The sequence below is a fragment of the Algoriphagus yeomjeoni genome (assembly GCF_049821175.1).
Lineage (GTDB): Bacteria > Bacteroidota > Bacteroidia > Cytophagales > Cyclobacteriaceae > Algoriphagus > Algoriphagus yeomjeoni_A.
The window spans coordinates 2,936,149-2,950,650 of the sequence record NZ_CP187512.1; the positions used below are offsets into that span (position 1 = coordinate 2,936,149).

Genomic DNA, 14,502 nt, shown 5'->3' on the forward strand with positions numbered 1-14,502 from the left:
TATGGGGATTCAATAATTTTTGGAATGCTTAAGGAATCCTCTTTTCAATGTGGAGTGTATGCATTCATTTTACAAAAGCATATAAATAAGGACTCCAAAAAATATAGTAAATACTACTCCTATTCCAATTACCAAGTAGGTAAGCTCGCTAATTCCTTTTCTATTTTCGAAGGTCTTATCTTTCAATAGCTCTATCTGCGAAGAAAAATCAGCAATGATAAGCTCAGTCGATTTATCTAATCTTGAGGTTAAGGAATCCAGTTTTTCGGATTTGTCCTCTGAATCTTTCCTGAGTTGTTCTTGTATGGTAGAATGTTGAGAGTTTAATTGATCTGTTGTTGATCGATTAAGTTCTTGGACATCTAATTCGATTTTATCCTTGAGCTCACCCAGCTGAGTTATATAATCATCTACCTGAGAATCCCATTGTTTTTTCAAAGACTCAACTTCCTCAGAAATGAACTTCGAATGTTCAGAATTTAGGATTTTGAATTTTTCAGATTGATCATCCACCCCTTTAACCAGTTTCGTAAGTGCATCTTTTAAGGCCTTTTCAGTTTGGAGAAAATCCTTCTTTTTTGATTCATAATCTTCTTCAATTCCGGCCACAAGTTTAATTACCGCATCGACGAACCCTTTTATTTCATCAATAGTATGTTTTGCATTTTCACTGTTTGACGAAGTGATTTCATTAATTGATTTCAGTCGCTCCAATTCTTTGATAAGCGACTCAAACTCCTCTTGTAACTCGATTATTTTAGACATTAATTCGATATTTGGTCAATAAATTCATTCAGTTTAAGCGTTGTTCTCCGGATCAATAATTCCGAATGCAGCTGACTCATCAGCGCTTCTATCTCAGAGTTAAAATCAAGTACCTTATCATTAAATACATCCAGTAAGGATTTTACATTTTCCCAAGAGTCTATGACAACCATCCTTTTAAATCCCTGCCTGAATAATTCAATAGCTTTTTTTACCAAAGGCTTTTCATTGGCTGATTCAAGTGTATCTCCTTCTTTTAGCTCCAGAGCAAAGAGACTGAACGCCGTCAACAGGTCAATGCTGGCATTATCGACCATATTGATCCTGAGATTATCACAAGCCCCACGAAGATGTTTTGCATTATCAATTTGGCCTCCCAAACCATCAGGTGGATTATCAATGAAATCAATGTATTTTAAAACGATAGCGCAGTTTTCCTTTGTTCCCTTTTCCGTATCTGCAGGAAGGTAGTCTTGACGTGCATATTTAGAGGTGAAATACCGAATCATCCTTTCTCTAAACTCTCCTTCACCTTCCTTCAAGTGTACCTCACAGAGCTCTTGCATGTAATCGATAGATCTTTTTCTTTTTTCGGATATCTCACTTTCTATGAATTCTATCAAAACATATAAAACCTTCGTAAGCACCGAGTTTTCTTCTATTCTATCTACTTTGTTCAGCCATTTTTTGGTGGTTTCAATTCCAAGGTAACGTCTTAAATAATTTTTGAAATTATCTATGTAGGTTTCATCGCTCTTTGCCTCAAATCGTACTTCAATCATTTGCCCTACGTAATCAATCACATAGTCATCTATAATTCCTAGAATATTCAATCGATAAATAGCCCTTTGAGTATCTTGAGAATTTCTAATTCTCAAAAAATTCTCTTTCAAAAACTTTTCTGTATCTGGATTAGGCTCAAATTTTCTTAGTGCCTCACCATATTCTAATCTTTGAAATTTATAGTATTGATAATTCAAATTTGCGATAAATTCATTTTCATCATTACTAAAATTATACGCAGCTCTAATAATTCGTTCTTTAAAATCATTATAACCAATACCTATAATTACATTATTAATTTCGGTAACAATACCATTGGTAAAGCCAATTTTGAGGATATATTTTTCCTGAGTTCCACTTTCCATCAAGGTTTTAATCCCCTCTACAGATTTGGTTTTAAACCAATTTAAATAGTTTTGATCTGGACAGTATTCACGAAGGAGACTCCTTGCAAACTCTAAAATTTCCTTTGCCTGAATTGGATCAAAATTTTGAGTGGCATTTTCATAGCTTATGAGGTTTCTATTTAAATCCAACACACCTATTTTTATACGATCCCTAGGAACATCCCTCCAAGGTCCATTTATGTAAACATATCGATCGTTGGATAGATTAACCCCGTAGACTTCTGGATATTTGTCTTTGATCCTCTGCTTCAAAACATTTACAAAAAAACCATCTTCGTATTGAACCTCCTCTAGTAATTCATCAATGATGAATCGCTCTCGTTGAATTCCCTTAAATGCATTTTGATAAAAATCATAGTTGGTTTGTACATCAGCAGGATGATAAAGAATCGAACACAGCGATGGATTCCCATCTCGGCCGGCTCGGCCTGCCTCTTGATAGAAGCTTTCTACCGAATTAGGAAAGGAATAATGAATGGAATAACGAATATTCGGTTTGTCTATCCCCATCCCAAAAGCCTTGGTGGCAATCATTAGGTTCGCTTTATCCTGAATAAAATCCTCTTGATTTGCATAGGATTCATCAGCCAACGTTTCGATTTTATCATCTCTCACCACATCGTCCCCGCCACCGCCAAAAAAAGTTCTTAGGTCAAGAAAATCCAGATCTAACAATCCATCTCCACTACCATTATAACCAAAGGCGAGATGCAATACACCATTTGCTAAAATATTGGATTTCGTGGGACAAAAAATCAACCCAGCATTTTGGTACTTTCCGTCAACTTTTTCATAAAAATTAGTCGAATCAACCAAATACCCATAGCCTTTTTCAAGAGATTTAACTTTTCCAGGGAGATCCTTCAAAAACCTTTTCAAAACAGGATACTTTATTTGCCCGATTTGAAATTCTCTTTGATTGTAAGGAAGCCCTGGTTCTATTTGCGCCGAAATCGGAATAATATTAAAATTCAACTCCTTCCTATCAATAGCCTCAGCAGGTAAGCTGATTATGGCTTCCTCTTTTAATTCGAGTTCCCTTTGTACATCTGCCAAAACATCAAAGGATGCTGTTGCAGTTAAACCAAAAATAGTGAGTGTTCCCGATTTAGGGACACAGTGATTTTTTAAATTTCTGGCTAAATTTAGATAGACATGCCTAAAGTCATGTCCCCATTCAGATACACAATGGGCTTCATCGATCACCGCAAAACTGAAAAAAACATTGCAATCCCTACATCCAGATAAAGATTGTCTGAAATTTTCCATCTGAAATCGCTCAGGAGAAACAAACAAAAATAAATAGTCTCCTAGCATCAGTCTTTCCATTCGCTCTTCCTTTTCCTCTTTACTATTGAAAGAGTTGATAAAGCTTGAATTGCCGATTCCGTTATCTATCAATTTGTCATACTGATCCTTCATCAAAGAGTTGATAGGATCCACCACAATCGTCACACCTGGATGAAGCAATGCGCAAATTTGAAAGGTCAAGGATTTACCACCTCCAGTGGGAAGTAGTCCAATTACATCATCACCAACCAAGGCCCGATTTATTATGGCTTCCTGCCCTGGTCTGAATCTAGATTTTCTAAAAATGTTATGAAGAAAATAGATCAATGATCTATCCTGTTCAAGACTTGAATAATGGAATGAGTGAACTTCCTTTCGTTCACCATTATGTATTTCTTCCTCCGTGATTACTACTTTACCAAGTTTTTTATATCGAATCTTTCGATCCGTTAAGATTTTAAAATTCAGATTTGGTGATTTTTTGGGATCTATTGGGTTAAGTAATATCCCCTTTATTGAACCATCTACAGAGATGGTAATTTGATGATGTAAGTCCCCTTGGCTAAGGAGCGGTATTTTGGTTTCATTTTCTGAAGCTAGATTATTCAGTGCTTCAAAAAGCTCATTTAAGTCCTTATGCAGTAACACCTCTTCTTCCTTGGATACCCCCGTGATACTAAACCAGCTTTCAGTAGGGTTGCCCATCAAACTCAGCAGCATCGTTTTATGCAGTTGATTATATAAAGCAGACCTTTGGAGGAATTTGAATACAGCAAAAGTCTCTTGACCAAAATCGACTACTTCCTTTTCCTGGATATGGTCGATATTCAAAAACATCTCCTTTAGACTTAGTAAATCAGTAGCCTCAAAAACATCAAAGGAGGCTCTGATTTCAGATTTGGAAATAGTAAACCCCTTCTGGAAATCGAAATATTTTCTCAGGAGATATTCACTTATTTTTAACGAGGCTCTTGTTAAGTCTCCTCGGTTTATGATATTCCAGGCTACCTTAAGTAGAGGGGGTACTTGATCTTGATCGATGTAAGCCGGTAAATTCTCTATAGAAAAGGACGAAAATCTTGCAAAGACTTTTTCGATTTCTTCCTTGTCTAGTAAGGCTTCAAGTCTGGACTGAACCTCATCTATGTAATATGTACCCTTTAGTATAATCATGATAGAAAAAAATAGTGAAATTCTTAACTAGCTAAACCGTAAAATTTATTGAAATCCTAAATCAAGCAAGTTAAGATCTGAAAATGTCACAATAAATACCCTAAACAGGGTATTTATTCACTTCTTTTCAATCTTATATTTATCATCATTTTTACTCCATAATTGGAAGAACAGCTTTTTCTTAAATATAAAAAACTACTAATGTCAGTAATCGATGAAATAATAGATGGTGAATTCCAAAAACAACAATTTTCGATCCCAGCCCAACGACTAAAAGATAAGCTCCTTCCAATCCCAAGTAAGGCTTCGGAAATGAGTCGAAGGTGGTTTTGGGAATTACTTCAAAATGCAAGTGACATTACCAATTCTGTAAATATAAAACTCCTCATTGAAGAAGATTTCATCACATTTGAACATGACGGCGGTCCTTTCCGAATCATAGATGCATTAAACCTAATTGCACCAGACACGGGGAAAGACACAAAATTAGACCCAAACATTCCTCAAATTGGAAAGTTTGGGTCAGGTCAAGTTTCTACTCACGTTTTGTCAGGAATTTTAGAAGTAGATGGTATACTTTTGGAGTCAGATGAATATTACAAATTCTCTATAAAACTTGATCGTACAGAATACAGCAACAAAGATTTTTTAATCGATTCAATAAAAACAAGCAAAGCAGGTTTTAACCCCAAAAAACTAGTCGAGACCTACTCTCCACAAAACTTCCCGACAAAATTCAAATATCATCTTAAAAGCCCAATTGCATCCATTGATCCAAAAACTGTTGTCAAAGATGGACTCACCACAATCCTAGATCAGCTCCCTTTCACCATGGCCTTTTTGCCAAAAGTAAAATCGGTAACAATTGAGAATAAGAGCAATTTTTATTCAGACTTCAAGAACTTTAAAATCCAAAAAAGTAAAGAAGAAAACAACCTTATCACCTATACAGCTAATATTGATTCGAAGCCTAAAGACATTAAATTACTTTGGATGAAAGAGGGTGAAGTCGAAACCGCCGTTTTAATTGATAATGGAGACTTAGCGGCTTATCCCAATAATTCACCAAAATATTTTTGCGGACTACCGCTTATAGGTACTGAGGAGATAGGTCTACCAATTCCAATTCACTCTTACTTATTTGAAACAACTCAAGAAAGAGAGTCCATTGAAATCTCTCCGTCTGACACAAAGAATAGAGAGCTACTAAAGTCTGCTAACAAACTCTATAAAAACTTACTTCAAAAATGCGTGGAACTTGAATTCAAAAACATTTTTCACGTCACCAAGATGCAAAAAAAATACCTTGGCGCTGAGGGCAGTAAGATTCACTTTAAGGAAGTAATAATTCAATTGTTCAAAGAATCCCTTAACCAATCTAAAGCTATTATTAATCGAAGGGGAGACCGAATTATCTTTTCAGAATTTATTCTTCCATTCCGCTTAGGCACTAATGATTTGATGTTTGATGTAGGAAAAGCATTAAGACCATCGAATACCTGTCCCGATCAAGATTATGAAAGCTGGATTCCAGCTATAGATGCCGACTTATTTGCAGTTAATCGAGTAGGATATGATAGGTTGATGGCAGAGGTGATCAAATATTCCAATCTAAACTCAATCATTCTAGAGGAAGGTACAAACCCAAAGAATTGGCTTAAGATGGTCATATCACTTATTCTGAAAGTAGATGATTCTCATTTCAAAAAATATAGAGTTTTCCCCAACAAAGAATTAGAACTATGTTTTCTAGAAAATCTCAACTATTCAAAGGACTTACCTGAAAAACTTGTTCAGATTCATGATGAATTAACCAATTCCAAGCTAGGTAAATCCATACTTGATAAAGATTTTGAGGAATTTCATCATTTGTTCCCAAAATCAAAGGAGGTAGACGAGATTGGTCTATGTAATTTGATTGACAATGCCCTTCAAAAAAAATATTCAGAAAGCCAAAACAATACTTCAGTCATAATTGGTCCTTTGCGAGCAATATTTGCATGGTGTGATCAGGCTCGATATACTAAAGAGGAATTAAAGAAAAGGTTTGAATGGTTTGAAAAGAAACGAGCAATCCTATTTTTAGAAACCTTTGATGACAAAGAAAGGGAGCTTGCGCTAAGTATTTCACAAAGCGGCAAGCTAGAAGCCTTAGCAAAATTGGCTGAAAGCACTTTAACAGGAGACCAACTAATGCTACTGGCAGAAAACCCTTCCTTATTCCAAAGCCTATTGAATGGTCAAGCCCCAAAAGTGGATGATCAAACCTATGCAAATGAAGAAATAGGAAATCAAGGTGAGGAACTTGTCTTTTCTGATTTAATGAGAAAATTCCCTACCGGACTAGGGTTTCAAGTTATTTGGGCGAGCAAATTGCTAGGGGAAGCACGATTTGATTTTGAGGTCAAAAAAGGATCAGAAACAATTGCTTACATTGATGCAAAGACAACTGGAATTAGGGAAGGAATAAATGGATCTATCCCATTCTTTGTACGACCTGCTCAATGGAATTTTTTGAAAGATTCCATGTCTTACGGAAAGTACTTTATTTCAAGAGTATTTTTGAAGCCAACCCTTGATGTCAAATACCTTAAAACAAATCTTATAACCGAGATAAACAACCAATAATCATGAACTCTGTACGCAAATATGGAACTGCACTATTTCAAATCGACGGGATTTTCTTCATGGAAAAATATGATTTAGAGGAAAAGTATGACGAAAACATAGAAAACTCTAAAGAATTAGCTGAAAATCAACTTAAAAAAAGAATCAATGAGCTAGAAAAAAAGAGTATTGGGACTCTAGAATATCACACAGGATCGATAGCACTTTTTGGAGGCAGGGTAGTGTTTAAAAAATACAGTCAAGCAAGTTTGAGCATCGATGGAATATATATAAATAAACCTTTATCTAATGACGAATTTACAGCCACCTCTGATTTTTATGAAACTGCAGAATTGCTTGGATACATAAACATCATTTCAAAAATTGGAGTTGATTCCTTTTTTGAAAATTATAAAAAGGAAACTGAATTATTGATTGAAAAACTTGAAAAAAAGTTAAAATCCCTAGAAGAGCTTTATCGACTTGAAGGCACCATTGAAAAAAATGCAAATACACTAACTAAATATTGGAGAGACATTAAAACATTTCACATTCATGGATTCATACTTGGATTATGGATGATGCCCGGAATTGAAAACGAGACGGCTTCGATTGCCTATGATAAACTTCAGGTGATTATTGCTTCAATCTAAAATCATCCTTCAAAAGGCGTTACAGAAACTGAGTGACACCCAACTCCCTTTTCTTTTTCATCAAGTACCTTTGTTAGATAGTCGTCGCAATCTTTGGAGAAATTCATAATACGGACATTATTTGCACAAGATTCTGGAGTAAACTCAAATAATCTCCTTAGAAGTATGGAGGCAAAATAATACCCGATTTTTTCATTGATTTGGGAATCAATGGATAAGGCTATTGAATATTCCCCCTCATCACAAGTGCCCAATGAAATCACACAAAAACTTGTTCCAACTTGATCCAAAATGTATTTCGCCCTATCATCTTTCGAGAAATCCGAAATCACATTTACTCTTAACCATTCTTCCTCAAGCCAATATTGAATCCTTTTAATGCATTCCTTCATATTATGAAATGCCTCAACTAGAAGTTTATTTTTATTAATAACCTCCCCAGATAAATTAACTGACATATAAAAATTTTTTTGATTTTAAAATTCTTCAAGTTTAAAACAATCTTTCAACTATTAAAAAAAATATAGACTTCTAAGTGCTAGCATATTTCAAAAACAATCTTGCATTTTCATCCCTGTCCTTTGGCTTATTGATGTATTGAAGGAAAGTGCTTTCTTTTACATGGCCAGTAATTCCCATAATCACAGAAGTGTGGGTTGTTTTGTAATAATTGGTTGCAAAGGACCTCCTACAAACATGGGATGTAATCAATTCATGTTTTGGATACTTACCAAAAACTTTACGTTTGGATTCTGCATCATACTTTTTCCCTTCAATGATTTCATCAAGCTTCGCAGCTTTTGCTACTTCCTTTATGTAATCATTCAGATTTTGTAATGAGATTTTTTGAGGAAAGCCAGTATCCAAAACCTTCTTGGCTCTCTTAGTTATTGGGATTGTCACATGTTTTTTCCCTTTCTGCTGAAATACATCTACAACTTGATCAACGTCTATTTTTCGGAAATCAGATGGCTTGATCCTCATCAGATCTTCACCACGCTGCCCTAGTTCACAACCTAGCAAAAGCCACTTTCGGGCATTGATCAACGCCTTCCTAGATAATTCTGCTTTTGCAATTTGTTCTAATTCTGCAAATGAGAGTGTCACGATGTTTCTATCTTCGTTTGACTCATTAAAGGCTTCAATCTTAAATGCATTTGGATGAACACTTATTCCAAGCTTCTCTGCATCCTTGGAAACACTTTTCAAGTGGGCAAGAGACCTTCCTGCATGATTAACGGAATACCCCTGTTTCTTTAGCAGCCAGTTCTTAAACTTCTCAATTACTTCTGGTGACAAATCCATGAAACGCAATGGTTTTTTAATCACCAATTCAAACTCTTCAATGATGTTCTTGAAGGTTTGATAGTTTTTCACAGTGTTTGCAGCGAGACCGATTTTGCTTTTCCCTTGAATCTTTCGAGTGTCTGCATGATCGATGATGTATTGAATCTGATAGGTTACCAAAGAGTTGTCAGTCTTTTCTTCTCTATTGAAACATCCATTTGTTTTCTGTTCTAGAAACTCATTATTGATTTCTACTCCATTCGCCTGAGCATCATTGATACATTCAAGCAGATGCTTCTCTAGCGTTTTCAAATTAGCTGCAACCTTCTTATTGGCTTCATCATTCTGCTTGGGAAATCCCTTGGCTTTACTCCAGTTTGATGGATGAATTGAAAAACCTGTCCGTATTCTAAAAAATGATCCTCTTCCCATGGATAGGTAGAAGTAAATTGGAACAGCCTTGTTTGCCTCGCTCCTTAGCTGAAATTTGATTGTCGCCATTTCATTGATGTTTGCCAAATTTATGTTTTTGGCAAACCATTGGCAAACATTTCATGGATTTAAATGGATATCATGATATCACATGCTATTTGTTGATCAAGTGAATAATTTACAAAATTGCCCATTTTGATTAATTAAAGCATATATTTCGATTGGTAAAGCACCTTAATTCAGCTTTTATAAATTCGGAAAATCCAATAGGTTCGACTCCGGCTCTGGGTACACAAAACCCCTTCTTAAGCGATTTTGAAGGGGTTTTTGCATTTTTTGGCAAACACAATTTAATTCCCTCTATTTTTCTGAACTTGGAGTAAGGTTGAAAACTGGGGAATTATCAATTTCACTACTTTTCTTACCCAAACTTTCAGTGCTGAAATTTAAAAATCTAATACATAAGGTGCGTAGTCTTCTTTTGATTTTTTTGCTCCTTATCACTTAGGTTTGATACTCTATTAATGGAAGCTGTAAACGAGTCCACGGCTAGAATACAGAAATTATCAAGTGTCTCAAAATTTCTTAAATACAATCTTTCAAAGCTTCATTGTGTTTCACTCGGAGTTGGGTCTACAAGTAATGTCCATAAAAAATGCAAAAAATACCCCGTACAGGGTATTTTCTAACGAATTAGAAATGCGCAACTTTCGATTCTAATATTGCCATATCACTTTCAAAATTCTCTTAACTAAAATTATTGATGAAATTTTACACTTTAATCTTTTGCTTCTTCTTGATAAGTTCATTCGCAACTGCTCAGACCCATTTGTACGAGCACCCTCAAATCGAGCAGTATATTGCAAAGCATCAGAAAGTTGCTATTCTGCCATTCAAAACCTCAATTACGCTACGGCCAAAAGAAATGAAGTCCATGACGAATGAGCAACTCAAAAAAATGGAGGAGGATGAGGGTCTTAGCATTCAAAATGCAATGCACTCTTGGTTTTTGAAGCGAGAAAAAACCGGAAAATTAAAGGTAAGTTTTATTGATCCTTTGACTACTAATGCAAAGCTCAAAAAAATGGGTGTGACTTCTGAAAATTTCGGGGAGTATACTCCAGACGAATTAGCAGATATAATCGAAGTAGATGCCATAATAATGGGGTCGTTTGAAACAAATAAACCCATGTCCGAAGGCGCTTCTGTCGCACTTGGCTTATTAGTAGGCATGTATGGTAGTACAAACAAGGCTACGTTAAACATGTCAATTTATGATGCTGAAGACGGCATTCAAGTAGCAAACTATAATAAGGCAGTATCAGGCTCTATAGGCTCCTCTACTGAGGATCTCATCAATAAGTTAATGAGAAAGGCTTCAAGGAGAATTTCTTACACAGATTAAACATTCCCAAAAAAAGATAGATTTATAAATAGTACTAAGCCAACCCATGAAAACTGGGTTGGCTTAGTCTTTTATTGAATAGGCAAACCTCAATAAGATTCTCATGATTTAAATAAAATATGTATTTCAACTACAAATATTTCAAAAATAACCTTGCATTCTCATCCCTGTCCTTGGGCTTGTTGATCTATTGAAGGAAGGTGCTTTCTTTTACATGGCCAGTAATACCCATGATCAATGAAGTAGGTATCTTTTTGTAATAAGTGGTAGCAAAGGATTTCCTGGTAGTAGGAAAAGTTATAAATCCAAGTTTGAGTTATTTACCTAATACTCTTCGATTGATTTCTTGGCACTTCTTTTTCTCTTCAAAGATTCCCTCCAAAAAAGGCCCGCATTCCCGCGAGCCATTTCAGATTTCATAATTCCAATTTCAGACTTTTAGGTCCCTCTCAAAATCTCCATCGGGGGCTGATTGATGATTTTCCTACCATTTAGCCATCCCAAAACTATCGTCAAACTTGTGATCGCCAGATAAAGTACAAATGCCTCAACCCAAGCTCCACGGAATGGAATATTGAATACAAACTCACTCAAAAGCCAAGTGGCTCCGAATGACAATATGATTCCGGAGAGCGATGCTAAACTTCCCAAGAAGAAGTATTCCAGCGTATTTATCCTGCTGACAATGGCAGAGCTTGCGCCCAAAGTACGAAGCAGAATACTCTCACGCATCCGCTGATATTTAGAAATAATTAAAGAACTAATCAAAACCAAAACTCCCGTGGCAATACTAAAAAACGCCATAAACTGAATCACAAAGCTGATTTTTCCCAAGATCTCTTCCAGCGTCGCTACGATAGTCCCAAGATTTATGATGGAGATATTCGGAAACTGACGCACAATCTCAGCCTGCACATCTCCTGCCTCTCTGTCATTCTTGGTTTTGGTGATCAGCACATGGAATTTAGGCGCTTGATCTAATACTCCATTTGGAAATAGCACCAGGAAATTAGTGGAAACTTGGTTGAATTTCACATCCCGAAAGCTACCCACGAATGTCTGGATCGGACGACCCTGCACATTAAACTCAATCTGATCGCCTATCTTCAAGCCATTCCCTTCTGCAAATCCTTTTTCAAAACTCACAAAAATACTATCGCCTCTAGCACCTACAGGAATCAATTCTCCAGAAGTCAACGTCTCTGAGGAAATCAGCGTATCACGATAGGTAACTCGAAATTCCCGATTATAAATCCATCTAGAGTAGTCCTCTTCTTCAGGCAACTCTTCATTGGCTTGCTTGTCTATCCCGTTGATCGCATTCAGGTTCATCGTCACAATTGGCACTTCCTGCATTATCGGCAAGTCACGGGAGATTATTTTAGCTTTCACATCCTCCAGCTGAGCAGTCTGAATATCAAACATCAGCATGTTTGGCTGATCTTCCTTATCCGCAAACTTGGCTTCTTCCAGCAGTTGATTTTGGAGGAAAAAGAGCGTAGAAATCATCGCCGTCCCCAAGCCAATCGTCGCAATCAAAGAAACTGTCTGGTTATTTGGTCTGTACAAATTGGCCAAAGACTGACGTAGCGTATAAGTGAAAGAAATTGGCAGAAACTTCCTAACAGCCCAAATAATCGCCTGAGCAACAGCCCATAGGATACCGAAAGCAAATACGACAAAACCAGTAAATCCAAATGCAAAATCAACCCGATCCAGCAAATAAAAGCTAAATCCCCAGATAAAAGCCAGAATTGCGACGATCACCAACCAACGAAGGGGATCCTTCAATAAACTGGTATCGGCTGTCTCAGGTCGCAACGTAGCCATCGGAGACACATTCCGTACTTTCAGCAATGGCAAAAGTGCAAACAATACTGAGACAAATAATCCCGTAATCACTCCAAATCCTACAGATAACCAGGAAATCCCAAAGGAAACTTCTACTGGAAGAAAATCTGCAAAAACCGCAGGCAAAACAAATTGCAAAAGGGTACCCAGAAAAGCTCCTAGCACTGCTCCCACCATCCCCATAATCATGATCTCAACTAAGTAGATCAACAACACATCTCTGGACGAAACCCCGAGACAGCGTAAGACGGCAACTGAACCCAATTTTTCCTTTACAAACACATTTACAGCACTAGCCACACCCACACATCCTAGCAAGAGTGCAATGAATGCTACCAAGCTCAAAAAATTTGACATGTTTGCAAATGACCTTCCCGTAGAGCGCTTTTGATCCTCCACAGTATCTGCATCCACCCGGTCGATTTCCCATTGATCTTCGAAAGGCTTGATCAATTCATCCACATTCGTATTTACAGCAAACTGATAATACCGATTGTAATTCACTCGGCTACCGTATTGTACAAGGCCAGTTTCTTCCAAATATTCCATCGGAATATAAACCGCCGGAGCTACAGTGGCCGTAATTCCCGTTTGACCAGGCACAGCTTGAAGTTCGCCTACGACAGAAAACTCTACATTACCGACTTTAATTACATCCCCTACTTCAGCCCCAAATTGAGCCAAGAGCGCTTTTTCTACCAGCGCTTTTTTACCGCCACTTCTGAAATCCGCATCACCTGCTTCTGGGATTGTTTCTAAAACTCCATAAAATGGGAAGGCTCCTTCCAGCGCTCGCACTTGTGTCAGGCGACTGGCGCCAGTGGCAGGATAAGCCACCATGGAAGCAAAATTCACTTCTGAAGCCGTCTCTACAGCCAGAGAATCTATAGGCTGATCGCCCAGGGCTTGATTGTTTTCCAGCACCAAGTCGGCTCCCAAAAGCTCCTTGGCTTGACTGTCTATATCTTTGGTAAGATTCTCACCAAAACTACTGATCGCAACCAAAGCGGCTATGCCTACCACTATGCTGCTGACGAAAAGCAAAAGTCTAGAGATGTTTTTTCGGAAATCCCGAAACGCCATCTTCAAAATCCATCCGAAATCAGGCATGTGCTTCCTCCTGTATTTTACCCCCTTTGATATGAATAATGCGCTGGGTTTTGGCAGCTAGCTCCAAGTCGTGAGTGACCAAAACCAATGTTGTTCCCTGTTCTCTATTTAGATCAAAAATCAATTTTTCTATCATTTCCCCTGTCTCCGTATCCAGATTACCTGTGGGCTCATCTGCGAAAAGTATCTTAGGTTCGTTGGCAAAAGCTCTGGCAATGGAAACCCGCTGCTGCTCTCCACCTGATAGCTGGGTAGGGTAATGTGTCGCTCGGTTGCCCAAACCCACTTTTTCAAGTAATTCCTGCGCTTTTGCACGGGCATCTTTCCTTCTCTTTAGTTCAAGCGGAACCATCACATTTTCCAGCGCCGTCAAAGTAGGGAGCAATTGGAAATTTTGAAAAATAAAACCTACGTGCTGATTGCGAACGGCAGCTCTTTGATCCTCATCCATGGTTTGTAAATTGGCGCCGTTCAGGCTCACCATGCCTGTACTGGCAGAATCCAAGCCCGCACAAAGTCCAAGCAAGGTGGTTTTCCCACTACCCGATGGACCGACGATGGAGATGATTTCCCCTGCTTTGATATCAAAATTAACTTCGTCTAAAACAGTAAGCTTTCTACTGCCACTTTGATAAACCTTACTCAGGTTTGATACTGATAAAATATTCATGTGATGTACTTGGGTGGGAAAAAGAGGTAAATATGCTAAACGGCAAAGCTCCTAGATAGTTTTTGGAAG

At 37.4% G+C, this 14,502-nt stretch carries 9 protein-coding genes; 3 read left to right on the forward strand and 6 right to left on the reverse strand.

Annotated elements, in window-relative coordinates; all coding sequences use genetic code 11:
• Positions 1-69 precede the first annotated feature (69 nt).
• Both ACPUEN_RS11745 and ACPUEN_RS11750 read right to left on the reverse strand, forming a co-directional pair.
• Entirely contained in the window at positions 70-765 is a 696-nt protein-coding gene (locus tag ACPUEN_RS11745; RefSeq protein WP_425636062.1) for a hypothetical protein, read from the reverse strand.
• The gene (locus ACPUEN_RS11750) at positions 765-4,418 is read right to left on the reverse strand and encodes a DEAD/DEAH box helicase (RefSeq protein ID WP_425636063.1); all 3,654 of its coding nucleotides are present in this window, start codon (positions 4,416-4,418) and stop codon (positions 765-767) included. Before ACPUEN_RS11750 ends, ACPUEN_RS11745 begins: the two co-directional genes overlap by 1 nt.
• 201 nt (positions 4,419-4,619) lie before the next feature.
• On the opposite strand from ACPUEN_RS11750, the gene ACPUEN_RS11755 reads away from it, so the two are divergent.
• Entirely contained in the window at positions 4,620-7,046 is a 2,427-nt protein-coding gene (locus tag ACPUEN_RS11755) for a hypothetical protein (protein WP_425636064.1), read from the forward strand.
• 59 nt (positions 7,047-7,105) lie between these two features.
• Entirely contained in the window at positions 7,106-7,678 is a 573-nt protein-coding gene (locus tag ACPUEN_RS11760) for a hypothetical protein (protein WP_425636065.1), read from the forward strand.
• Positions 7,679-7,680: 2 nt separating this feature from the next.
• On the opposite strand, the gene ACPUEN_RS11765 is transcribed toward ACPUEN_RS11760, so the two are convergent.
• Positions 7,681-8,136, reverse strand: coding sequence for a hypothetical protein (locus tag ACPUEN_RS11765; protein WP_425636066.1), 456 nt, complete (start codon positions 8,134-8,136; stop codon positions 7,681-7,683).
• A gap of 73 nt (positions 8,137-8,209) precedes the next feature.
• Positions 8,210-9,466 (reverse strand): tyrosine-type recombinase/integrase, encoded by a 1,257-nt coding sequence (locus ACPUEN_RS11770; RefSeq protein ID WP_425636067.1) that lies wholly within the window; start codon positions 9,464-9,466, stop codon positions 8,210-8,212.
• A gap of 694 nt (positions 9,467-10,160) precedes the next feature.
• Between ACPUEN_RS11770 and ACPUEN_RS11775 the strand changes: the two genes are divergently transcribed.
• Positions 10,161-10,802, forward strand: coding sequence for a hypothetical protein (locus tag ACPUEN_RS11775; RefSeq protein ID WP_425636068.1), 642 nt, complete (start codon positions 10,161-10,163; stop codon positions 10,800-10,802).
• A 438-nt stretch (positions 10,803-11,240) separates the two neighbouring features.
• On the opposite strand, the gene ACPUEN_RS11780 is transcribed toward ACPUEN_RS11775, so the two are convergent.
• Both ACPUEN_RS11780 and ACPUEN_RS11785 read right to left on the reverse strand, forming a co-directional pair.
• Entirely contained in the window at positions 11,241-13,763 is a 2,523-nt protein-coding gene (locus tag ACPUEN_RS11780; protein ID WP_425636069.1) for an ABC transporter permease, read from the reverse strand.
• Positions 13,756-14,433, reverse strand: coding sequence for an ABC transporter ATP-binding protein (locus tag ACPUEN_RS11785; RefSeq protein WP_425636070.1), 678 nt, complete (start codon positions 14,431-14,433; stop codon positions 13,756-13,758). The genes ACPUEN_RS11780 and ACPUEN_RS11785 overlap by 8 nt, the downstream gene beginning before the upstream one ends.
• Between the last annotated feature and the right edge of the window lie 69 nt (positions 14,434-14,502).

Excerpts from the sequence above, each read along its gene's own strand:
- ACPUEN_RS11760 (WP_425636065.1), top strand. The coding sequence starts at position 7,106 with ATGGAAAAATATGATTTAGAGGAAAAGTATGACGAAAACATAGAAAAC.
- ACPUEN_RS11780 (WP_425636069.1), bottom strand. The coding sequence starts at position 13,763 with ATGCCTGATTTCGGATGGATTTTGAAGATGGCGTTTCGGGATTTCCGA.
- ACPUEN_RS11775 (WP_425636068.1), top strand. The coding sequence starts at position 10,161 with ATGAAATTTTACACTTTAATCTTTTGCTTCTTCTTGATAAGTTCATTC.
- ACPUEN_RS11785 (WP_425636070.1), bottom strand. The coding sequence starts at position 14,433 with ATGAATATTTTATCAGTATCAAACCTGAGTAAGGTTTATCAAAGTGGC.
- ACPUEN_RS11755 (WP_425636064.1), top strand. The coding sequence starts at position 4,620 with ATGTCAGTAATCGATGAAATAATAGATGGTGAATTCCAAAAACAACAA.
- ACPUEN_RS11765 (WP_425636066.1), bottom strand. The coding sequence starts at position 8,136 with ATGTCAGTTAATTTATCTGGGGAGGTTATTAATAAAAATAAACTTCTA.
- ACPUEN_RS11745 (WP_425636062.1), bottom strand. The coding sequence starts at position 765 with ATGTCTAAAATAATCGAGTTACAAGAGGAGTTTGAGTCGCTTATCAAA.
- ACPUEN_RS11770 (WP_425636067.1), bottom strand. The coding sequence starts at position 9,466 with ATGGCGACAATCAAATTTCAGCTAAGGAGCGAGGCAAACAAGGCTGTT.
- ACPUEN_RS11750 (WP_425636063.1), bottom strand. The coding sequence starts at position 4,418 with ATGATTATACTAAAGGGTACATATTACATAGATGAGGTTCAGTCCAGA.